We start from the raw sequence: 24,942 nt of genomic DNA on the forward strand, positions 1-24,942 counted from the left end.
CACTATCAATGAAAAACGGCTTTATCAGTACGCTTTCCCAAACTGGACAATCCTACAAAACACGCATTCGGGGCATTGGTAAATACGGCCTTCTGCTGGCCTTCTTCGTCATCTGCCTGGCCCTTTCTCTGATAACCCCGAAGTTCCTGACGGTTCAGAATCTGATGATCATCGTAACGCAGGTATCTATCAATGCCCTGCTGGCGTTTGGCGTTACGTTTGTCATTATAGCGGGCGGCATCGACTTATCCATTGGGTCGATGGTGGCCGTTACGGGCGTCGTGGCGGCTTCCTTTGCCCATCCGGATACCTATCCGGTGGCGGTTCCTATCTTCATGGGGCTGCTGGCGGGTCTGCTCTTTGGGGCCTTTAACGGCTTCATTATCACCCGCAGTAAAGTTCCGCCGTTTATTGTTACCCTGGGTACCATGACGATTGGCCGGGGACTGGCCCTGATCGTGAGCAAAGGGCGGCCCGTTTCGAACCTGTCCGATTCGTTCAACTTCTTGGGTGGAGGCAAAATACTGGGTATTCCCACGCTCATAATCGTTCTGGTAATCCTGTTTATTACCTGCTCGATTCTGCTGAAGCGAACGGTTATTGGTCGCTACATCTACGCCGTTGGTGGCAATGAGCAGGCGGCCAAAGCCTCCGGTATCCAACTCAACAAAGTGAAAATGGTTGTCTACACAGTATGCGGTGGTCTGGCGGCATTGGCGGGTATACTGTTGACGTCACGCATCACAACAGGGCAGCCCAACGCCGGAACGGGCTTCGAACTCGACGCCATTGCTGCGGCTATCATCGGCGGCACCAGCACCTCGGGCGGCACGGGAACCATGACAGGCACGCTTATTGGTGCGCTGTTGATTGGTGTCATCAGCAATGGTCTCGATCTGCTCAATGTAACGTCCTATTACCAACAGGTGGTTATGGGCGTCATTATCATCGGCGCTGTCGTGCTTGATAGTATGAACCAGACGAGTAAGAACTGACCCTGCCCAAAGTGATTACTACCCTACATGTACAACTAAAAAATCAATATGAAACGTCTTTCGATACCTCTTATCACCGCTACCTTCTCCCTGGCTATTCTACTCACGAGCTGTACGCAATCAAGTACGACTGAAACTGGTCAGGAGGGAGAAGGCAAAAAACTGGTGGTGGGTGCCACCATGCTGAGTATGCAAAATGAGTTCATCGTCAACGTGCACGACGAGATGGACAAGGAAGCCCAAAAAGCCGGTATTGAGCTGATTACGGTCGATGCGGAACGGTCTGCGCTTAAACAGGTGGAGCAGGTAGAAAGCTTCATTGCTCAGAAAGTCGATGCCATTATCATGAATCCGTGCGAAGTAGAAGCTAGTTCGCCGGCCGTTGCTAAAGCGATAGCGGCTAAAATACCGATCATCAACGTCAACTCCGAAACAAGTTCGAAGCCCTCGGCTTTTGTGGGTTCGGATGATGTGGAATCCGCCCGAATTGCCATGAAGTTTATTGCCGATAAACTGGGTGGTAAAGGTAATGTGGTCATGATGCACGGTTACATGGGTCAGGCAGCTCAGATCAAGCGGGAGCAGGGAGCGCGTGAAATCCTGAAGCAGTACCCGAACCTGAAACTCCTGGCCCACCAGACGGGCGAATGGGACCGCGCCAAAGCGATGTCGCTGATGGAAAACTGGATTCAGTCGTACGGTTCGCAAATCAACGCTGTCTTTGCCCATAATGACGAAATGGGACTTGGTGCCGTAAAAGCCCTGACCGATGCGGGCCTGAAAGACAAGGTAATTGTGGTAAGCATCGACGCCATTCCAGACGCGCTACAGGCCGTAAAGAAAGGCACGCTGGATGCTACCGTTTTTCAGAATGCCGAGCAGCAGGGATCAAAAGCTATTGAAACGGCCATTAAAGCCGCCAAGGGACAACCATTTGACAAAGAAACACTTGTCCCTTTCCAGTTGGTCACAAAAGACAATTTGAGTAAGTTTATGAAATAAGTATGTTTGATAGGAATACAGATGAAACGGATTGAGCGAGTGTAGACTGATTTTATCATTTTTTATCCGTTGACATCCGTTAAAGCCGTTCCATCGGTGTTCCTGTAACGTGTAATTAATGTGTAGATATGATAGCATCCGGGACAATGTATCATGGCATCCGACTTCTGATCGGAATAGGTTGTTTAAGCCTGAGCATCCTGTTTCAGCGGTGCGGGGTCGATAAACCGGCGGAGATTGCTCAACTGGACGACAAGCTCCCCGAAACGATTGACTATAACCTACATGTAAAGCCCATTCTCTCCGACAAGTGTTTTTTCTGCCACGGTCCGGACAAAAACAGCCAGAATGCCGGACTGGAATTAGCTACACCGGAAGGGGCTATGGCCGCACTCAAAAAAGCAAAGGGGAAACACGCCATTGTTCCCGGCGACCTGGCTAACAGCGAAGTTTACCACCGGATTCTGAGCACCGACGAGCATGAGATGATGCCGCCCAAAGCGTCTAACCGTTCGCTGTCGGTTTACGAAAAAGCCATCCTGATCAAATGGATTGAGCAGGGAGCGGAGTATAAACCGCACTGGGCGCTCATTAAACCACAAAAGTCTACCCTCCCAACAGTAAAAAATACAGGCTGGCCCAAGAATTCAATCGACTACTTTACGCTGAGTAAGCTGGAAGAAAAAGGGCTCACCCCTTCGCCCGAAGCCGATAAAGAAACGCTCCTCCGTCGGGTCACCTTCGACCTCACCGGTCTGCCCCCTACCCTTGCTGAAATCGACGCATTTCTGGCCGATACATCACCCAATGCCTACGAAAAAGTAGTTAACCGGCTCCTGAAATCACCACATTACGGCGAAAAGATGGCGGTCGACTGGCTGGATTTATCCCGTTATGCCGATACGCACGGCTACACCGTCGATCGGTACAGACCGATGTGGCCCTGGCGCGATTGGGTCATTCAGGCGTTTAACCGCAACCGGCCGTTCAGCCAGTTTATCACCTGGCAGCTGGCGGGCGATTTGCTGCCTAACCCAACCCCCGAACAGCGTCTGGCAACGGCCTTCAACCGTAACCATTCGCAGAACATGGAAGGGGGAATTATCAACGAAGAGTTTCGGGTAGAATACGTTGCCGACCGCACCAACACGCTGGGTACGGCCCTGATGGGCATGACCGTTGAGTGTGCCCGCTGCCACGACCATAAGTTCGATCCCATCTCGCAGAAAGACTATTACAGCTTGTTCGCTTTTTTCAACAACGTGGACGAAGCCGGGCAGATTTCCTGGGACGATGCAATGCCCGTACCGACGATGCTGCTCACCCAGCCAAAAGAAGATAGCCTGCTAGCCTACATCGACACGAAGATCAGGAAGGCAGAAACCAACCTGAAACAGACTGTACAAACCCAACAGAAAGCCTTTGAGGCATGGCAATCGAAAACCGAAGCCGTTCCGTTCGATCCGCGTAAAGGGTTACAGGCTCATTTTACCTTCGATAAACTGGTGAAGGGCCGGTTCGTAAATGAGGTGAGTGTTAAAGACAGCGGCAAAGTAGCCGACCCCGTGCTCGTGCCCGGTAAGCTCGGTAACGCCTTTCAATCCAACGGCGATGATATTCTAACGCTGGGACAGGCCGGTGTTTTCAATCGCTCACAGCCATTTTCCATTGGTGTGTGGGTAAACATTCCGAAAGACGTGTCGAAAGCGGCTCTCGTCCACAAAGGCAACGGCGATATTCTGTACAATTTCCGTGGGTATTTTCTCAACCTCCGCGACGACAAAGCCGAAGTGTTGATGGCTCACACCTGGCCTTACAACAGCATTGTACGCGTCAGTCGTCAGGTGTTACCAAAGGAAAAGTGGATTCAGTTGACCATGACGTACGACGGTTCCAGCAAAGCGAACGGCTTCCGGCTGTACATCGACGGTCAGGAAATGGGGTTGGTGACGGAACGGGATAACCTGTATAAAGACATTTTATTCAACGGAAATCAGACCGGCCTCATGGTTGGGGCGGATATGCGCGGCCCCGGCTTTAAGAAGGGACTGATCGATGAACTGGTCGTCTATAATCGTACGCTGAGCCCGCCCGAAGTTCAGGCCCTGGCTCAGTCTGTGCAACAGGTAACGCCCATGAAAGGCGACCCATTGAAACAGTATTATTTTAGCCACCTTTCGCCCGTCTATCAACAGCAACAACAGGCTTTGCAGCAACTTCGGGCCGAGCGGAACAAACTGGTTGAGGCTATTCCGGAAATTATGGTGATGGACGAGATGAAAACGCCCCGCCCCACTTTCCTGCTCAAACGAGGGGTGTACGATGCTCACGGTCCACAGGTAAAGCCGGATGTCCCGGCCAGTGTATTGCCGTTTTCGCCGGAGTTTCCCCGCAATCGGCTGGGGCTGGCTAAATGGCTCCTCCACCCCGACAACCCATTGACGGCGCGTGTGGTAGTGAACCGGTACTGGCAAACGTATTTCGGCAACGCCATTCAGAAGTCGGCGAACAACTTCGGCAATCAGGGCGGGTTGCCTACGCACCCGGAATTACTCGACTGGCTGGCCGTTACCTTTCGCGAAGGAGGCTGGAACATGAAAGCCATGCAAAAGCTGATCGTGATGTCGGCCACATACCGGCAATCGTCGTTCGGCACCCGCGCTAGTTTGCAGAAAGACCCGGAAAACACCTGGCTGTCGCGCGGACCGATTTCCCGGCTAACTGCCGAGATGATTCGCGACAATGCGCTGGCCGCTAGCGGTCTTTTAGTCAAGCAACTGGGTGGACCCAGCGTAAAGCCATACCAGCCGGAGGGGCTCTGGGCAGTCAATAACACGACCTACGAGCAGGACAAAGGAGACAGCCTGTACCGCCGAAGCCTGTATACGTTCTGGCGCCGGACCAACCCACCCCCGTCCATGAACACTTTCGATGCTCCGTCTCGCAGTTACTGCGTGGTTCAACGGCAGAAAACCAGTACCCCCTTACAGGCATTGGTGTTGCTCAACGACCCACAATTTGTCGAAGCGGCCAAAGTCGTTGCCGAACGGTCGCTCACCGAATATAAAACCGTTTCGGATCGGCTAACGCACCTGTTTAGGCTCCTGACCAGCCGGAAGCCAGCCCCCAAAGAACTGGCCATTTTAACCCGACTGTATCAGCAGGAATACCAGCTTTTCTCGAAAAATCCGACCAAAATGCAGGGCTGGCTTCAGGCAGGTGACTACAAACTGAAAGCCGTAGCCGACAAGCCTGCTCTGGCCGCTGGTGCCGTTGTTGCCAGTACCGTCATGAATTCCGAAGCGTTCGTTACCAAGCATTAACATAGTGCCGGCCATCGAAGCGTCGAACCGTTCCGGTCGGAAGTCAATTAGTTTACATGTTAATCTTCCGACCAAAAGGTCGGTATTACACACTAAGCCATGAGTGAGAAATTAGCGCAACATCTGGCCGACACCTTCAACCGGCGGTCTTTCTTGACCAGAGCCACGCTAGGGCTGGGCTCGGTTGCTTTGGGCACTTTGTTGCCTCAGAATCTTTTCTCCAACCCGACTGCTCAACAGGCACTAACGGCTCCTAACCGCCCGCCCAAGGCGAAGCGGGTGGTGTACATGTGCCAGAGCGGAGGACCATCGCAATTAGAACTCTTTGACTATAAGCCATATCTGGAGAAGATGCATGGCAAAGACCTGCCCGAATCGGTTCGAAAAGGGCAGCGGCTGACCAGCATGAGCGCCCAGCAGTCGGCGTTACCGCTGGTGAGTTCGCCTTACAAATTTGCCCAGCATGGTAAGAGCGGGGCGTGGCTCAGTGAACTCATGCCCTATACCGGCAAAGTGGCCGACGACCTGTGTTTCATCAAGTCGATGTACACGGAGCAAATCAATCACGACCCGGCACTCACCTTTTTTCAGACGGGCAATCAGCTGGCCGGACGGCCGAGCATTGGTGCCTGGGTGAGTTATGGGCTAGGGAGCGCCAATGAAAACCTGCCCGCTTTCATCGTTCTGGTTTCCAATGATGCCCCTAAAGATCAGCCTTTATACGCCCGGCTCTGGGGTAATGGTTTTTTGCCCTCAAAGCATCAGGGCGTGCAGTTCCGCTCCGGGGCCGACCCCGTGCTTTATCTGAACAACCCTAACGGCTACAGCTCCACCGACCGGCGTTATATGCTCGATGCCCTAAAAGAACTCAATCAGGTACAGGAAACGATGTATGGCGACCCGGAAGTGGCGAACCACATTGCCCAGTACGAGATGGCGTTCCGGATGCAGACGTCCGTTCCTGATGTCAACGACCTCTCCAACGAGCCCGACTGGGTGTTTGACCTCTATGGTCCGGAATCAAGAAACCCCGGTACGTTTTCGGCCAACTGCCTGATGGCCCGCCGATTACTGGAGCGCGACGTTAAATTCGTCCAGCTTTATCACCAAGGTTGGGACCAGCACGGCAATTTACCTTCGGGAATAGCCAAACAGTGTAAAGCTACAGACCAGGCCTCGGCGGCTCTGGTGCAGGATCTCAAACAGCGTGGCCTGCTCGACGATACGGTCGTTGTTTGGGGTGGCGAATTTGGCCGAACGAATTACTCGCAGGGAAAGCTCACTAAAGACAATTATGGACGTGACCATCACCCGCGTTGCTTCACGATGTGGATGGCGGGCGGTGGTATTAAACCAGGCATTACCTACGGCGAAACGGACGAGTTTGGTTATAACATCATCAAAAATCCCGTCCATGTGCATGATTTTCAGGCCACGCTGCTGCATTTACTGGGCGTCGACCATGAAAAGCTCATCTACGAATTTCAGGGACGGCGCTTCCGGCTGACCGATGTGGAAGGAAAGCTGGTGAAGGGCATTCTGGCGTAATGATTCGTTTACAAATATGAGATTGAACCTGACCTATGCGGAATAAAACTATTTAACCTCAGAGGCACGGAGGTTAAATAGTTTTTGATCAATTTTTACCTCAAGTCATTAATTAGTCCTGCTAATTAACCGCCACCGCTTTTACGTTTGCCGTTGAAAGCTCTTTCCGTTCGCCAATCTGCTGGCGCCACATAGCGTAATAGAGTCCTTTCTGCTGAAGCAGTTCGGCGTGCCCCCCCTGCTCGGCAATGTGGCCCCGTTCGAGAACGAAGATTCGGTCGGCGTGTAGGATTGTACTGAGTCGGTGCGCAATCAGGATGGTGATGTGCTGCCGGGAGCCGGACAACTCACGAACGGTCTTGCCAATCTCTTCTTCGGTGAGCGAATCCAGTGCCGACGTGGCCTCGTCAAAGACCAGTAACGTCGGTTTTCGTAACAGTGCCCGTGCAATACTCAGCCGCTGCTTTTCGCCACCCGACACTTTTACTCCGCCCTCGCCAATGACCGTGTCGAGACCCTGGGGCGCCCGGTTGAGCAGCGAGTCGGCAGCCGCCTGATGCAGGGCCAGTAAGCATTCTTCGTCCGTAGCCTGGGGCGCTACAAACCGCAGATTTTCGCGGATAGTACCGGCAAAAAGCTGTGTATCCTGCGTAACGAAGCCAATCTGCTCCCGCAATTCGTCCATGTTGATGTCGGAACCGGGAATCGAGTTATACAGAATTTGTCCGGCCAATGGCGGATAGAGTCCCACGAGCAGTTTCACCAGCGTTGTTTTTCCGGAACCCGACGGCCCAACAAACGCGATGGTTTCGCCGAGTTTTGCCGTGAATGAGATACCGGCCAGCGCGGGGACATCGGCTGTGAGGTGTTTGAAACGAACGTCTTCGAAGGCCAGTGTCTCAATTTTATTGATGGCCTGCGGATAAGCAGGCCGAACATCGCGGGGGGTATCGAGAATCTGCTGGAAGTTGGCCAGCGACGCTTCCGTTTCCCGATATACGTTGATGATATTACCCAGTTCCTGCAAGGGGCCGAAGATGGCGAACGAATAAATAAAGAGCGAGAAGAACTCGCCTACCGTAATTCGTCCCTGCACTACCAGAAAGAGCATGAGCAGCATGATGGCGTTGCGCAGCAGGTTAACGAAGGTACCCTGCACAAAAGAAAGTGAGCGAATGTAGCGCACCTTCTTCAACTCCAGTTTCAGGATTTTATCCGTCGTAGCGTTCAGGCGTTCGGTTTCCTGCTGGGCCAGTCCCAAACTTTTTACCAGTTCAATATTACGCAGACTTTCGGTTGTTGAACCCGCCAGCGCCGTTGTTTCGGCCACAATGGTCTTTTGAACAACCTTAATTTTTTTACTCAGCAACGAACTTACAAAACCCAGGAGCGGGATGGTCAGGAAGTAGGCTGGCGCAATGGGCCAGTAAACGGTGGTGGCGTACCACATCACGAAAATGATGCCCACCACCGACGTAAACAGCACATTCACGAACGACTGGATAAGTTTCTCAACATCGGCTCGCACCTTCTGCAGCTTGCCTAAGGTTTCGCCGGAACGCTGATCTTCAAAGACCTGATAGGGTAACTCAAGCGAGTGACGCAGGCCATCAGTATACAGCCGGGCACCCAGCCGCTGGGTAATCACATTGACGTAATAATCCTGAAAATTCTTAGCAATCCGGCTGACCATGGCCACGCCCAACGCCTGTAAAATAAGCAAACCGGCACCATCGCCCAGAAACTGCCAGAAATTGATGTCCGATAACTTCCCACCCGGTTTAACGACATACTGGTCAATTATTTTACGGAAAATATACGGGTCAAGCAGGGAGAAAATCTGATTGATGGCCGCCAGAAAAAGTGCCAGAATTAACAGCCCCCAGTATTGACGTAAGTAAGAGTAGAGTAACCGCATAAGTGTAGTGCAAGGTTGGTATACAGTGGACAAACGGCCCCGGCAAACGCATAATAACTGCTATAATCCTGGAACTTACTCAATAACAATACTACTCCCAGATAATTCCGGGATGAGGTAATGTTAATAAAATAGTCAAAGGCAGCGATTCTTCTTCCTATAAAAACGGAAAGTGTACCTTAAATGACGTTCCGACCCCTTCCTTACTTTCACAGGTGATACGGCCCCGCTGCAACGTAACATATTCCTGGCAAATGGCCAGTCCCAGACCGGTACCCTGAAAGGCCGTAACGTTACTGGCCCTGAAGAATTTTCCAAATAAGTTTGCAATGTCTTTTTCTGGAATACCAATGCCTTCGTCCCGAATGGTCAACATGACTTCTTCCGTGCTAAAGTAGATCGTTAGACGTGGGTTCTTGGTCGAAAACTTAAACGCATTCGACAAGAGATTTGTCAGAATGTGCTCGGTTAACTTCCTGTCGAGGTTCACGGGAAGCGGACGGCCAATGCACTCAAAGTCAACAAATCGATTATCCTCACGATCGCTGAAATAGTGTTTTACTGTGCTCTCGTACAGTTCTATCAAATCAGTGGGCTCCAGATTGATCGTTATTCGTCCTTCATCTATTTTACTGATTGTCAATGTATCCGTAATCAAGTCGTTAAGAAAGAACACCTTTTGGGATATTTTTTCAATGTGCTGATTGATGATTCTGGTCATCGGCGTATCCGAACTACCTACATTAACATAGTGCTTTACCAGTTCAACACTGGAATTGATAGCCGCCAGCGGGGTTCTGAACTCGTGCGAAGCGGTTGAAATGAACTGAGATTTCAACGCATTTAACGTTCGTTCTTTTTTGAGTGATTCTTCCAGAATCAGTTCTTTCTCAATAGAGGTTGTAATGTCGGTAGCCATACCAATCCGGCGTATCAGCACGCCTTCATCATTGATCACCCTGAAGAGCCGAACATTCAGATGCCGCAGGGTACCATCTTTGTGCCAGGCTCTAAACTGGAACGTAGCGTCCTGATTGGCCTCGCTCACAAAAGTCTCCATTACTTTTGAGCGGTCTTCTTCCAGAATGAAGTTCAGAAAAACCAGCGGGTTGCTGTACAGTGTTTCGGCCCGTTCGCCGGTAAACTTTTCATAGGCTGAATTTATGTAGATGAACGTTGGCGCATAGAGGTCCCGAATCCAGAAGATTTCATCGACGTTTTCGGCAATATCCCGAAACCGCTGCTCACTCTCCAGCATTGCGTCCTCTGCTTGCTTACGCTCGGTGATGTCCGTCAGGGTACCCGCAAGACCCGTAATTTCGTCCTGTTCGTTTACGGTAAGCTGGGCAAATACGTCAATCCACCGATAGCCGCCGTCCTTGTGGATATAGCGTACAACATGTCGGCAAATTTCCTTTTGACGGGATATCAGCAATTCACACAAATACTGGTTTCGTACCCGATCATCCGGAAAGACGAATTCCAGGAAAGGCTTTCCAAGTGCTTCTTCTACGCTGAATCCCGTGATCTTTTGCCAAACAGGATTCAGGTACGTCAGGTTACCCGACAGATCGGTTTGAAAAACGATGTCTTTCAAATGATCGACCAACGAACGATATCGCTTTTCACTGACTTTGAGTGCCTGATCGGCCTGTCGTTTTTTTGTTCGATCCCGAATAACACCAATCAGCCGATTATTTATACTGTCTTCGTTCTGGACAATTAATCCATCAGCTTTTATATAATGAGTTGTTTTTGTAGTGGGAAAATACACCCGAAACTCAACATCGAACGGTTTTTGCCACTTAACTATATCCTCTACGTTTTGCTTGAAATAAGCCAGATCGTCGGGGTGAACGATTTGCTCCAGATCTTCAATCCGCTTGATTGACGCAGTTGAAGGCAGACCAAAAAGCACGAAGAAATTTTCATCCAGAACCAGTTCATTGGTTAGCAGATTCCACTCCCATACACCCAGTTTTCCAGCCATAGTGGCTAAACGGCTGCGCTGATTAGCCTGCATCAGCTTATGCTCGATGGTTTTCAAGTACGATATATCGGCCACGATATCGACAAATCCAATGAGCACGTTGTTATCGTCGTACAAACCGCTGACTGTCGACAAAACAGGTATACGCTGGCCCTGTTTGGTGAGGATGGTGTTCTCCCGCCGTAGAAAATCATTTTTTCGGATATACTCAATAATGAGTTCTTCTCCGGTACCGTCGTCAATGGCGTCAGGATCCAACTTCTGGAGTAACGTATGATGAATGACTGGGTCTCGCAGTGCTCTGGGCTTTACTCTTCCAATGAGTTCATCGGCGGTATAACCTGTCAGGCTCTCCAACGCCGGATTGACGAGTTGAATAACGCCCTCGGCATCCGTTACCGTTATTGCCAGCCCGGCATGCCTGAACACCGCTTTCTGCATGGCAAATAACTGCTGTATTTCGCTGGTCCTGGCGGCCACACGCTTTTCGAGTTCGATGTTGTCCTGCCTAAGCTTATCTTCTATCTGCTTAAGGTGCGATATGTCTTTTATGGTTAACAGAACATTTCCACCAACCCGGACCAGTGAGTATTCACCCCATAAATCTTTAGCCCGTATACTGTATCTAAGTTGAAACTGCTGCGACGTACCGGTTTCAGCCACCTCTACCGCCCGGTTGAATACGCCGTTCTCAATCGAAATCGGAAACAGACTCTTCAAAGTGCCATGCATTAACTCCTCGTGGCTATACCCCGTAACAGCCGAATTTACCGGATTCGTTAACAGGTATTTGAAATCAACGATGCGCCCATCCATGCGAATCGGCTCCCACAAGACCAGGATAGCCGGCGCATTATCAATGATGGCCTGCAGAAGCTGGTTGTTCTCGTGCAGTTTACCAGCCTGTTCCCCCAGTTGCCGATTAACGTCTTCCTGAAACAGCACAACGGACAGTTGAGCGGCTACTTCGCGGGCAATCAATACATGTTCCTGAGTAAAAAAATCAGGCGTTTTATCCAGCAATACAACAAGGCCCAGGTATTGTTGATGAGCGAAGAGCGGAATGGCCAGGAATGAGCGATGGCCCCACTGATAGGGGTTAAATTTTGGTGGAAAATCGGGCAGATCGGCTTGCAGTTGGTTAATAAGCAACTCCCGCCCCCGCACAAAGGTTGGATGGTGAAGAAACTTGGCTGAAAAACGAATTTCCGGCAAGCGCTCCTGCTTCCCGTAGCGAAGTCGGCTTTCCGTAAAAGCCGACTGGTTGTCCTGATCGATTCGAAACAAGATTCCGACCTCGCACGGAATCATTTCATAGACGTATTTCAGGGCCGTTAGACCTGGCTGCACATTAAGCAACCTACTATTTAGTAAGGCCGTACTAATTTTATTTAACCCCTCAAGGCGCTTGTTGGCGCGTTGTAAAAGCTGTTCCCGTCCAACCCGACTTGTTGCATTAACAAGAAGAGAAGCAAAGGTATTTAGTAAGTCCGTATCGTTTTTGTCCCAGTTCCGCTCCTCACGAACGGCATCAAACCCAACGTATCCAATTAGTTCATGATCTAAAAACATGGGCACAACCAGCAGCGACTGGATGCTTTGCCTTTCCAGGCTTTTTCTTTCCGGAACAGCGTGAGATGGTAAATCATCTAACGTAACCAATCGAATGGTTTCCTGATTAACCATCTTCTGATGCCACCAGGGGTAAAGTGAGATCGGGTCGTTCTGCATATGTGGCAGTTGGGGTTCAATTCCCTCAGCGCACCACTCATACGCACAACTCATGATGGTTCCATTCTTCAGATACTTGAACACATACACCCGATCAGCCCGATTGTATTCGCCAATCCGGGCTAACGATTCAACGATAAACGCATCCAGCTCAGGAGCCGTTATGGACAGCAGCCGACTGGACATGGAAGAAATGATTGCTTCCAGTTGCAGTCGACGTTGCAGACCGTTGTTTGGGTTTTCCCGGGGGGCGGCCTTCTCCAGATAGATGATGCACTGCTCCTTATGCCACTTGATCGAACAGGTTAGCCACTGAGCGCTTTTCGCCCTGTAGAGATCGGTTGTGACGGGAAGGCCCGTTTCCATTACCTGCACGGCCGACTTGTATAGCGTCGCTAACTCCGGCGTTTCATCAAGATAAATCGCTTCGTTCGTCTCCCCCTCTAACGTAAAGAGCGACGATGCGCAGGGATTGAAATATGTAATCCTTAATTTAACAATCGCACCTGTATTATCTTCTACCGGTTTGCAGGCTATAACCCCAACTGGCAGATCGGGCAGATCGTCAATCAGTATATTGGATGTAAAAAAACCAGAATGGCTTTTCTCACTTGTTCTTGGCGGTGGGCTGGATTGACTCATGGGCGACTAACGATTGGGCTAAACGTCTATAGTGATTAGTCTCCACGGGGTAACCAAACAACGGCTTTGGTCAGGCCCGGCGAAGGGCTTTCGACAGACAATCGGCCTTTGTTCAATCCCAGGATTGTGCGCACAATAGCTAAGCCTATACCAAATCCCTGCTGTTCATACTTTTTCCGGTCGAACTGCACGTAAGGGCCAATACTTGTGTCGTTCTCAGGGGTAAACGGCTGGCCTGTGTTGGTAATGGTCAAGCAATACCCGTCTTCCTCCAGTATTCCTGTTATGTGAACAGTCTGACCGGGGTACGAGAATTTAAAGGCGTTATCGATCAACTCTTCCAGGCATTTTTTCAAATTAATGGCTGAAACCTGAAGTTGAGCACTGGCAATTTCCTGCCACCACTCTACCTTTCTGTCGAGCCGTAGTTCTATTGACTCGACACAGTCCGTAACAAGTTCTGCCGAAATGGTGGAACTACCACTTGTGTAGTAAACGTATTCGGAATGGGACGGCTCCATTTTTTGCAACAGATCCATTAACTGGATATTGTCCAGAGAGCGTTTCAGGCGCAGTCCACTCACCCTAATCATGTTGAGCATCATCTGCGTATCCTCCCCATTGAAGGACTGGCTCTGATCGGTTAACATGGAGGCAAACCCAATTATTCCGGTCAGACAGGTGTTGTATTCATGAACTGATACCGAAGCCAACGAGTGGCGGAAATTTTCCATCTGCGCCTTCAAATCTGCCTTCCGCATCGCTTCCCGCTGCAACCGGCTTTCAATGGCACTTAGCAGACTCTGAAACGTAAAGGGTTTGGTCAGGTAGTCATCGGCTCCCATCACCATGCCCCGGCGCAGATCGGCGGGTTCGGTCTTAGCGGTTAAAAATATGAATGGGATGTTAGCGGTTGCCCGGTTGTTACGAACAACATCGAGCACCTGATAGCCATCCACCTCCGGCATCATAATATCACATAAAATTAAATCTGGTTGTTGCAAAAGAGCCTGACTTATACCCTCACGGCCGTTTACTGCCGTCTCTACCTGAAAGCCATGTAGAGTAAGTAATTCGGCTACGTTTTCCCGAATCTGGGCTTCGTCTTCAACAAGTAAAATTTGAGTAGTCATTTACTTCGTAAAATAAGATTAATGAGACGTTACGGTTGAACTAGTGGTAGAGACTAATGAACTGGCCAAGGCCTCGTTCATTTGACTTGTAGGCAGAGTAACGGTACAGGTGGTTCCTTTTTTCTCTTCGCTCCGAATGTCGAGGTAACCGCCATGAATTTCTACAAACTGCCGGGCAATGACCAGGCCCAGGCCTGTGCCCGGAATTCCATTTGAATTACTGGCCCGGAAAAAAGCCTGAAAGAGTGTCGACATTTCCCTTGCCGGAATGCCCATCCCCTGATCAATTATTTGAATAATAATCGCTTTTTCTTTGAAAATGAGCCGTAAGGAAGGGTTATCCGCCGAAAACTTGAACGCATTGGACAGAAGGTTGACAATAACATGGCTAATCAGCTTTTGATCGATAAAAACCATGAACGGTGTACCATCTATTGATACATTGACGGTGCGATGGTTGGCCTGCTCGCTGAAGTGCGTTTTTATAATGTCGGTACAAAGCACCACAATGTCGGTATGGTGCGGAGTGAATTTCACCTTTCCGGCATCGATGGTACCAATGGTCAATATGTTTGAGAGGAGGGTTCCGAACTGGTCGATCTCCTTACCAATTACATTTAAATGATGATGAATCGACTTACTGGCCGTGGCTGCGGGCAAGTCGAGGTAAAATTTTATCAAATCGACACTGGATTGAATGGTTGCCAGCGGTGTCCGAAACTCGTGCGAAGCCGTAGAAACGAACTGGGACTTGAGCTGATTCAGTTCCTGCTCTCGTTGCAGCGATTGATGCAGCACTAATTCTTTTTCTTTCTGACTTGTTACATCGTTGGCAATGCCAATGTGCCGGACAATTTTACCGTAGCTGTCATGCACCACGAACGTACGGATCGACAGCCAGCGGATATTTTCATCCGTAATATCCTTGATACGACAGTAAAACTGACCTTCATAACCCGCTTTATACTGGTCTATGAAATCTCTGACCAGTGGTTTATCGTCCTCAATAATGGCATCTATAAATGAACTAGGGTTGTCGTACAAACTCTGGCAACTGGCGTTCCATACCCGCTCGTAGGCCGGATTGACGTACAGCAATTCGAACGGTTCTGCCGAGTGAATCCAGAAAATCTCATCAACATTTTCGGCTATTTCCCGGAACCGGCGCTCACTTTCCCGAAGGGCATCTTCGGCTACTTTTCGCTCTGTTACATCGGCAACAACCCCAATCGCCCTAACGGGTTTACCGGCTTCATCTGTCATGACGATCCCGTTGGTTTCCATGTAGCGGATGGCCCCATCTGGCCGCACAATGCGTGCTACTTCGTTCGAGATCGAATCGGTTGGCGGCATGGCAACAAAGGCCTCCCGATCTTCAGGATGAAGCATCTTTGCAAAATCGGAAAAATGCCAGTCCTTCCGCGGACTTAACCCATGCAGTTTCCACAGGCGGTCATCCCAGATTAACGTGCCCTTTTCGAAATCTCTCTCCCAGATTCCCTGCCCGGCAGCACTTGTAGCCACCTGAAGGCGTTGGTTCAGGTTAATTAATTGCATTTCGGCCTGTTGGCGCTCCGTTACATCCCGTGCGGAAGCATAAAAAATAGCATTGACCCGTATCGCATTCCACTCCAGCAACCGGTAGGTACCGTCTTTTCTCAGAAATCGGTTCAGTTGATTGCGAACAGGACTGTAGTTGGTCAGCGCCCATACACTTTGTTGAAGAAGTTCCTGCTCATCCGGGTGCACTAACTCGGCGAATGTTAATTGATCGAGTTCTTCTTTACTATACCCCAGGGTCATATCCCACGCCCGGTTGGCGGTCAGGAATTTTCCATCAACGGTCACTATACAGTGCAGGTCAATGGCGCTTTCAAAAATTGTACTCAGCTCCTGATTCTTCGCCTGAAGCTCTAATTCAAACGCTTTTAGCCCGGAAATGTCTGTGGCGATGCCCACATAGCCAATGATTTCGTTGTTTTCATCGGTTAAAACACTCGACGCCATCAGTACCGGAATCAGAGTGCCGTCTTTGCGGCAGAGTTGGCATTCGGCTTGGAAATAGCCCTGTTCGGCCAGCATATCGAGAAAACCACCCGTAACCTCATGATTGGATTGGGTCGTCGCATACGTTATTACCGGCATTGGGTTGTCGCCCTCGCCCAAGTCAAGGTTCGCCACCCGGCCAATTAACTCGTCAACGCGGTAACCGATCAACTTTTCGCAGGCTCGATTAGCCGTTTGAATAACCCCGCCAATATCGGTCGACAGAATAGCCTGACTAGCGTGTTCAAAGATGGCCCTTTGTATTGTCGACAGTTGTGTGACTTCTCTGGTTCGCTCCTCTACCCGTTGCTCAAGCTGTTCGGTGTACTCCTCAAGCTGCTCATCCAGTTGCTGCTGATACAGGACGATCGCCAACTGGCTGGCTACTTCCTGGGTAACCTGGCGGTACTCTTCCGTGAAGAAATGCGGAGTGGCAGAAGCCAGTGTTAACGCCCCTATGCATTCCTGTCGGCTAAACAACGGAATAATAACGAGCGACTGAAAGCCTTCCTCGTACAGAGATTTACTCAGTGCAGGTGCTGGATTTGCTGCTCCCGGCCGTAAATCGGGAAGGTAGGTAATGTTTTCACTGGACAGGAACTGTTCGTAAAAGCAGGAATCTGTAATGACCTGCCTCGGGTTACTAACGGGAACACCATCCACCAGCCTGCACTTGACTACGGCCAATTGGGTAACGTCATCAATTTGAAAAACCGTTATCCGTTCGCATGGCACCATAAAGTGAATGTACTTCATGGCAATCAACAGGGGTGGCCTGTCAGCCAGGCGGGAGCTTAGTAATGCCTGGTCGATTTCACGCAGCCCCTCTAACCGCTGATTAGCCCGTATAATGGCCGTTTCCTGCTTTAGCCGGCCCAATACGTTGATAACGAATGTACCAAAAGTTTGTAGCAGAGAGACGTCACTTTGCCCCCATTTATGGTCCTGGGTGATGGCATAAAATGCGATAAATCCCTGCGTTTTTCGTTCCTCAATAAGCGGAACGGCAATCAGGGAACGAACCGCCATGGATTTGAATATACTTTGACTATTGACGGTATCCAGCAACATATCCCCGCCATCGAACCAAACCGTCTGCCCGGTTTCCAGCCGCTGGTGCAGCCAGACAAAACTGCTCACAGGAACATGCTGGTTGGCTTGTTTGCGGGGGTCAATACCCGGAGCGCACCATTCATGGGTACAACTTCCGTACTGATGATCGTCCGAGTACATAACTACAGCGGCCCGTTCTGCTCCAATATGGGTGCTAATCTGCTCCAGTGCTTCAGCCATATAGGCATCTAACTCATTGGATTCGAGAATAATCATCCGGCTCGACACGGCCGACAGGATCGACTCCATAGCCAGGCGACGCTGTAACTCCTGCTCCGATTTCTTTTGCTCGCTGATATCCTGAATGGTGACCATCAGTTGCCGGCCCATTCGGGTTACTATAACGCTGAGCCATACATCTTCACCGGCGCACTGTCCATGCTGATGGAACTGTTGTGGTTCTCCTGTTTGCAGACAGGTTAAAAGCTGACTAACGAATGCACTGTCTTTTTCATTTTGAAAAAGTCCGGTTACAGATTGTCCTGCAAACTCCTGCTGAGTTCGTCTGAGAATCGTGGCGAAAGCGCTATTAACCAGCTTATAACAGAACGTCACTATCGGCAACTTATCAGTATCGATAGGCTCAACAAATGCAACCCCCTGAAGCGAAACATCAAACCAAAACTGAGAAAACTCATCCATACCGCTCCAGTTCAACTCTTGATCCAATTACTATAATCGACTTTATTTACACTATATACATTCTAGAATAAACTAGTAATCAGCTCACATTACACTATCAGGCATTCAGGCCTGTCTTTATTCAAAAAATTAACCATAAAACTTCAGGCGTGTATAGCCAATTTTTAAGCCTGGCATAAGGCAGCTACCCCGAAAGCCAATTTTTAAATCCTTTAAACCTGGCCTTCGCTAAGGTAGTCTCGTGAGTTTCCTGACCAATCGTCAGAAACAAACAATATTTCCCTTTGTCCCAGTAAGTATACTTCTGGATAGTTTTTCGATGCAGGAGAATATTTCGATTTACCCTGAAGAAAAGCCCTGGATCCAGGCTGGCGGTTAACTTATCGAGGCTTAGATTCACTTGAAAGGTACCCGCCGGGTGATTAACGAAATACTCTCTGTTCTTTGTGAAAAAGCAAAAGCACTCGTCTACCGGCAACAACATCGTTCCACGGCTGTCACGCCCGCAAACAGTCTTCAAATAATGATCGGTAGCGGCTGCTCCGGTCTGCTGCTGAATTCTGGTTAACCGGCTTTCAATTGCCTTCAGTAGTTCGGAGGATCGGAAAGGCTTGGTCAGATAATCGTCAGCACCTAAATTCATACCATAGCGCAGATCCAGCATATCCGATTTAGCGGTCAAAAATATAAATGGCGTATGTGCCAGCCCAGGATCCCTACGCACCCGCTGCAACAGCTGATGTCCATCCATATCGGGCATCATAATGTCACTCAAAATAAGATCGGGTAAACACTTGTGGGCTAGGGAAATTCCTTTAATACCATCAGCAGCCGTTTGAACTTCATACCCGCTAAAAGTTAACAGTTCCGCTATATTTTCTCGAATCTGTGTAACGTCTTCAATAACTAGTATCCGGATTGACATATAATACGTAGACACGGTTAAATAAAGAGAGTCTTTCAGCAATATTATGCTTAGGCCTGAAGCGCACGACATGAATTATTCTTGCCGCTAACTTAAATTCCCTGTTGCTACCGAACAGAACGAATTTAAACTAAATAGACCTACCAGTATACTGTAACACGTTGAGAGTCAAGCGAGCCGAGAAAAGTCAACTCGTATAGAAACGAAATCTTCCGGCGGGCGGAATAGCGTACTAAGCTTATATCAACTATAAATATAATACAAAACATTGATTTTGCAAATCTACTAAAATCGAAATAAGTAAACAAAAAGTATAAATATAAATTAGATTTTACTAGCGGGCTTTAATTTTTACGATCTATTCGCCACAAAAAAATAAAGCTTCTTTGACTAGTAGAATGCAGGCAGGCGCGCCCGACAACGATGCTTCTACAAGTACGTATTTACTTCCCATACACTAAGTACAGCTCAGACAATCCTGCCTGAATTTGGAAACACACCTCGTCAGGTTTTATCTTCACAGCTAATTTACCTTGACGTATACCGGTGAGGTTTTTTTACTACGAAAGTGCATAAAGGTCCATTGTGTACTTTTTCTCAACGTTTTATTGATTAGTCCTCCATGATTCTGCTCGTTGATGATAGGCCCGAGAATCTTCTTCCATTGAAAAAGATCCTGGAATTACATCGGTTTTCGGTTGATACAGCCGAGTCTGGTGAAGAGGCCTTAAAAAAAGTTCTGAAGGCGGATTACTCGGTTATTGTTCTCGACGTTCAGATGCCGGGTATGGACGGGTTCGAGGTGGCAAATGCCATTGCCGGTTTCAGCCGGGCCCGCGATACCTCCATCCTTTTTCTTTCTGCCGTTAATACCGACAAGAAATTTATTACCAAAGGGTATACGTCAGGTGGTATCGACTATCTGACCAAGCCGGTTGACCCCGATATTCTGGTTTTAAAAGTCAAAACATTCCATAAACTCTACGAACAGCAGCAGGAACTCAGGGCTACACAGGCTTCGCTTCGCAAGGAAGTTGATATTCGCAAAAAAGCACAGGAAGAACTGGCCGAACGCATGCAGGAGTTACAGGCTGTCCTGTCTTCGCTCCCACAAATGGCCTTTACAGTAGCCCCAAATGGACGGATTGAATACGTGAATGAACACTGGTATCAGTATGCCAGCGACACAAGCACGTTTCCTACCTCCCACCCCGACGATCACCTTTGCCACGATTGGGAAGAGGCACTTGACAATGGTGTTGAGTTTACCCGCGAAGTACGGCTGAAAGCCCTGAATACAGACGACTACCGCTACCACCTACTCCGGATCATCCCAATTCAACAACAGGGAACCCTCATGCGGTGGATTGGCACCTTTACCGACATCCACCCGCAAAAGCAGGCTGCCGAGCTACTGGAACAGGAGGTCAAGCTACGAACCAATGAGCTGCTCACCAAAAACGAAGAACTCGAACGAATCAATCAGGAACTTCAGCAGTTTACCTGGGTCGTTTCGCACGACCTTAAAGAGCCCCTCCGAAAAATCCAGTTGCTCAATGACACGGTAAAAGTAAAGTACCTGAGCACCAACCCCGAAGCCGCAGCCTACCTCGACCGCTCTATTCAATCGTCGGCGCGAATGTCTAATTTAATTAAAGACCTCCTGGCTTACTCGCAGCTGTCCGTACACGAGCCGTTTCAGGCTACCAACCTCAATACGCTGCTAGCCGAGCTTTTACAGGATTTTGATGAGCTGATTTATCAGAAACAGGCCATCCTGACGATCGATGAATTACCTGTCATTGATATCATCCCCACCCGAATCCGGCAGGTATTTCAGAATCTGCTGAGCAATGCTCTTAAGTTTTCAAAGCCAGATGTAACGCCCGCTATTCACATCAGTGCAGAACGGGTAGCCAGCAAAACCATTGATAGCCCTCCCTCTCCCACGGGCGATTACTGCCGGATCACCGTTTGTGATAACGGAATTGGCTTCGATGAAAAATTCCTCAGCCGCATTTTTATAATCTTCCAACGGTTGCACCACCGCACCCGTTACGAAGGAACAGGAATTGGCCTGGCCATCGCCAAGAAAAACATGGATAAACACAACGGGATCATTTCCGCTCAGAGCCGCGAAAATGAAGGAGCCAGCTTTATTCTGGTCCTCCCCATCAGACAGGCCGGTGCGCTACTGCCCAATTAATCATCCGTTGCGGCTCTACTCTACTTTATATGTCACAATCGTCTACGTCGAACTCCGTTATCCGGCAGCTACAACTTGTTTTTACGCTGTCGACGCTGCTCCTCCTGATCAGCCTGACGGCTTCCTATTACAGTATCCAGAAATTAATAAGCAACTCCAAACTGGTTAACCATACCAATCAGGTGTTGATTGAGGCTGAAAATATTATTTCATACATGAAAGATGCGGAGACGGGGCAGCGCGGCTACCTTGTTACGCTCGATCCAACCTTTCTGGAACCCTATAATGGCAGTCGCTCAAAAGTAGCGGTCAGTTACGACCAGCTCCACGAGCTCACCATCGACAATCCTGTACAGCAACGGAGTCTTAGCCGGTTAAAATCGTTGTACGAGGCTAAGTTTAAGCAAATGCAGCGCGTTATTGACTTAACCAGGGGCAATAAACTAATTAGCCGGGATACCCTTACGCAGCATAGGGAAATGACCCGCGGAAAACTGCTCATGGATGATCTGCGGGTGCTTGTTAACCAATTCAAGTTAGATGAGAATCGACTGCTCGAGGCCCGCATTCAACAGCAACAGATATACATCAACTACACCCCTTTTTTACTGTTGTTTGCCGCTGTCGTCTCCATGCTCATTACGACACTTACCTACGTGCGTATAAAGCGGGATCTGGACGACCGGATTGAAAAACAGCAGCTCGACGAAGCGAAGTATATTGAAACGGCCGGCCGTATCTCGGTCATGGAGGATATAACCGGTAAAATTGCCGGGGGTGATTATTCCATCCGTAGTGAAGATACACAGGATGACGAACTGGGTCGCATTGCCAAAGCGCTGAATCAGATGGCAACTTCCCTCGAACAGACGTTTACGGATTTGAAAAGCAGAAACTGGCTGCAAACAGGAACCGTAAAAATAGGCGATGCCATGCGGGGCGAAAAAGAATTGAAAAAGCTGGGTAACCGACTGATCGATACCATTGCCGATTACCTGAACGCCCCACAAGCCACGATTTACCTGATCGACACCGATTCTGTATACAAGCTGGCTGGCAGCTACGCAGCCCATCAGCCACCCGCGAGCATCAAGCCCGGTGAGGGGCTGGCGGGCGAAGCCATTGAACGTAAGAAACTGATTGTCATTCAGAATATTCCGCCTACATACAGCCGGATCGCTTCTTCCCTGGGCGATGCCGTTCCCAGGGCGCTGGTTATTGCCCCGCTGGTGTATGCCGACGTTTGTATTGGTGTTATTGAAGTAGGTTTATTGAACAATCCCGATCCAATGGACATTGCCTTTCTGGAACACAATCTGGAAACGATGGCCATTGGGGTCAACTCCGCCCTTGATTACATTAGGTTGCAGAACTTCCTCGAAGAAACCCAGGCCCAGGCCGAGGAGTTGCAGGCGCAGCATACCGAAATGGAGAATCTGAATGCCGAGTTGGAAATGCAGGCTCAAAAGCTCCAGGCTTCGGAAGAAGAACTGCGGGTTCAGCAGGAGGAATTACAACAGACCAATACCGAACTCGAAGAACGGGGGTTGTTGCTGGAAGAAAAAAACGACGAGATTCAGAAAAAAGCCGATGAGCTGGAGCTAACCACCCGGTATAAATCGGAGTTCCTGGCCAACATGTCGCACGAGTTACGGACACCGCTCAACTCCATTCTTCTGCTGAGCCGGTTACTGGCCGAGAATAATGAAGACACCCTCACCCCCGATCAGGTCGAGTATGCGCGCGTCATTCAGTCGTCGGGCAACGGGCTGCTTGGGCTGATCGACGAAATTCTGGATTTATCGAAGATTGAAGCGGGACAGATGAAACTGGATTTCCAGGATGTGTATGTTTCCGAAATTACGGATGAACTACAGTCGCTGTTTGGGTTGGTCGCCAAAGAAAAAGGGCTGAACTTCTCGATAAACACACATCCAGACGTACCAGCGGTTATCGAAACGGACCGGATGCGTCTGGGTCAGATTATCAAAAACCTGCTCTCCAATGCCATCAAGTTTACATCGGTGGGCCGGGTATCACTGAGCATCCAGCGTAGTACATCGGCTCCGGCAACTCTTTGCTTTGTGGTTAAGGATACGGGTATTGGCATTCCCCCCGAAAAACAACCTCTCGTCTTCGAAGCCTTTCAGCAGGCCGATGGATCGACCAAGCGAAAATACGGCGGCACCGGCCTTGGGCTGTCCATCAGCCGGGAACTGGCTAAGTTACTCGGGGGCGAAATTACCCTGTCCAGCCAGGTGAATGTGGGCAGCGAATTCACCATCCACCTGCCTCTTTCCAAAGACAACGTTCAACCCGTGCCACAGGAGGTCATGAGGCCCGAACCACAACTTCCACCTGCCGCCGAACCTAAACCCAGGCGATCAACCGAGTACATTAGCCTGACTACTCCGGAGCCCATTCCGGATGACCGTCACGCCATTGCAGAAGGCGACAAAACAATTCTGATTGTTGAAGACGATCCTAATTTTGCGAAATCCCTGCTCGACTACGCCCGCAAGAAAGGCTACAAAGCTATTGTAGCCGTGCAGGGCGACGAAGGATTAAAACTGGCATCGGAGTACAAGCCGCTGGGCATTCTGCTCGACATTCAGTTGCCGGTCATGAGCGGTTGGGAGGTTATGGACGCGCTGAAAGCCAATCCGCAAACGCGGCCCATTCCAGTGCATATCATGTCGTCGCACAAACTGAAAAACGAAAGCCTGCTCAAAGGGGCCATTGACTTTGTGGATAAGCCGGTTGCCTTTGAGCAGTTGCAGGAAGTTTTCAAAAAAATCGAATATGTCCTCAACCGCAGTCCGAAAAAAGTACTGATCGTTGAAGATAACCCCAAACACGCTAAAGCGCTGGCGTATTATCTGGAGACATTTAACATTACCTCCGAGTTAAAAAGCAACATTACCGAAAGCGTCGACGCCCTAAAACGCAAAGAAGTCGACTGCGTTATTCTGGACATGGGGGTACCCGATTCCACGGCTTACGAAACCCTGGAGGTTGCCAAGAAAAACCCCGGCCTGGAGAATCTCCCGATCATTATTTTCACGGGCAAGAGCCTGTCGATGTCGGAAGAGCTGAAGATCAAGAAATATGCAGACTCCATCATTGTCAAAACCGCCCACTCCTACCAGCGTATGCTCGATGAAGTTTCGCTCTTCCTGCACCTGGTTGAAGAGAACAAGCAGAATACCACAACGAACGGTACTGCCAAGAAACTGGGCGCACTGAGTCAGATTCTGAAGAATAAGACCGTACTGGTAGCAGACGATGATGTACGGAATATTTTCTCGCTCTCCAAAGCCCTTGAGCAGTTTAACATGACCGTTATAGCCGCTCTGGATGGCAAGGAAGCCCTGCAAAAGCTGGAAGAAAACCCCGGTGTCGACATCGTGTTGCTGGATATGATGATGCCCCAGATGGATGGGTACGAAACAGCCCGCAAAATAAGGGAGCACTACCAATGGAAAAGCTTACCCGTTATTGCCGTAACGGCCAAAGCCATGACCGGCGACCGGGAAAAATGCATTCAGGCAGGTGCGTCAGACTACATCACCAAGCCAGTCGATATTGACCAGCTTGTATCTCTGCTGCGTGTCTGGTTGTACGAACGAAATTAGTGTAGCCACTGAGATGCACAGAGTAACCCAGAGATTCTCCTTTTTCATTGCGTAATCGCAGGGCAATTGATTTTTCTCTGTGTCTCACCGTGC

General features: G+C 49.5%; 11 protein-coding genes. 6 read left to right on the top strand and 5 right to left on the bottom strand.

What is annotated here, in order from left to right; translation table 11 throughout:
• Positions 1-8: 8 nt before the first annotated feature.
• The 4 genes from ACYVJM_RS27585 to ACYVJM_RS27600 all read left to right on the top strand — a co-directional run bounded on the left by ACYVJM_RS27585 (position 9) and on the right by ACYVJM_RS27600 (position 6,868).
• Entirely contained in the window at positions 9-995 is a 987-nt protein-coding gene (locus tag ACYVJM_RS27585; RefSeq protein WP_461151445.1) for an ABC transporter permease, read from the top strand.
• Between the two features lie 48 nt (positions 996-1,043).
• Entirely contained in the window at positions 1,044-1,997 is a 954-nt protein-coding gene (locus ACYVJM_RS27590) for a sugar ABC transporter substrate-binding protein (protein WP_461151446.1), read from the top strand.
• Positions 1,998-2,143: 146 nt separating this feature from the next.
• On the top strand, positions 2,144-5,320 hold the full coding sequence (locus ACYVJM_RS27595) for a DUF1553 domain-containing protein (RefSeq protein WP_461151447.1): 3,177 nt from the start codon (positions 2,144-2,146) through the stop codon (positions 5,318-5,320).
• A 99-nt stretch (positions 5,321-5,419) separates the two neighbouring features.
• A complete protein-coding gene (locus tag ACYVJM_RS27600) occupies positions 5,420-6,868 on the top strand; it encodes a DUF1501 domain-containing protein (RefSeq protein WP_461151448.1) in 1,449 nt (482 codons plus the stop codon).
• A 121-nt stretch (positions 6,869-6,989) separates the two neighbouring features.
• On the opposite strand, the gene ACYVJM_RS27605 is transcribed toward ACYVJM_RS27600, so the two are convergent.
• The 5 genes from ACYVJM_RS27605 to ACYVJM_RS27625 form a co-directional block, all read right to left on the bottom strand.
• Positions 6,990-8,786, bottom strand: coding sequence for an ABC transporter ATP-binding protein (locus ACYVJM_RS27605; protein ID WP_461151449.1), 1,797 nt, complete (start codon positions 8,784-8,786; stop codon positions 6,990-6,992).
• Between the two features lie 157 nt (positions 8,787-8,943).
• A complete protein-coding gene (locus tag ACYVJM_RS27610) occupies positions 8,944-13,149 on the bottom strand; it encodes a PAS domain S-box protein (protein WP_461151450.1) in 4,206 nt (1,401 codons plus the stop codon).
• A 35-nt stretch (positions 13,150-13,184) separates the two neighbouring features.
• On the bottom strand, positions 13,185-14,282 hold the full coding sequence (locus ACYVJM_RS27615) for a hybrid sensor histidine kinase/response regulator (RefSeq protein ID WP_461151451.1): 1,098 nt from the start codon (positions 14,280-14,282) through the stop codon (positions 13,185-13,187).
• Positions 14,283-14,300: 18 nt separating this feature from the next.
• Positions 14,301-18,110, bottom strand: a complete 3,810-nt coding sequence (locus ACYVJM_RS27620; protein ID WP_461151452.1) for a sensor histidine kinase — start codon at positions 18,108-18,110, stop codon at positions 14,301-14,303.
• A 157-nt stretch (positions 18,111-18,267) separates the two neighbouring features.
• Positions 18,268-19,008 (bottom strand): response regulator, encoded by a 741-nt coding sequence (locus tag ACYVJM_RS27625; RefSeq protein WP_461151453.1) that lies wholly within the window; start codon positions 19,006-19,008, stop codon positions 18,268-18,270.
• Between the two features lie 622 nt (positions 19,009-19,630).
• Between ACYVJM_RS27625 and ACYVJM_RS27630 the strand changes: the two genes are divergently transcribed.
• Positions 19,631-21,214: a hybrid sensor histidine kinase/response regulator gene (locus ACYVJM_RS27630; RefSeq protein ID WP_461151454.1), complete on the top strand. Its 1,584-nt coding sequence runs from the start codon at positions 19,631-19,633 to the stop codon at positions 21,212-21,214.
• A gap of 29 nt (positions 21,215-21,243) precedes the next feature.
• Positions 21,244-24,849, top strand: a complete 3,606-nt coding sequence (locus tag ACYVJM_RS27635) for a response regulator (protein WP_461151455.1) — start codon at positions 21,244-21,246, stop codon at positions 24,847-24,849.
• The last annotated feature ends 93 nt before the right edge of the window (positions 24,850-24,942 follow it).

It is taken from the genome of Spirosoma pulveris, from assembly GCF_054781875.1.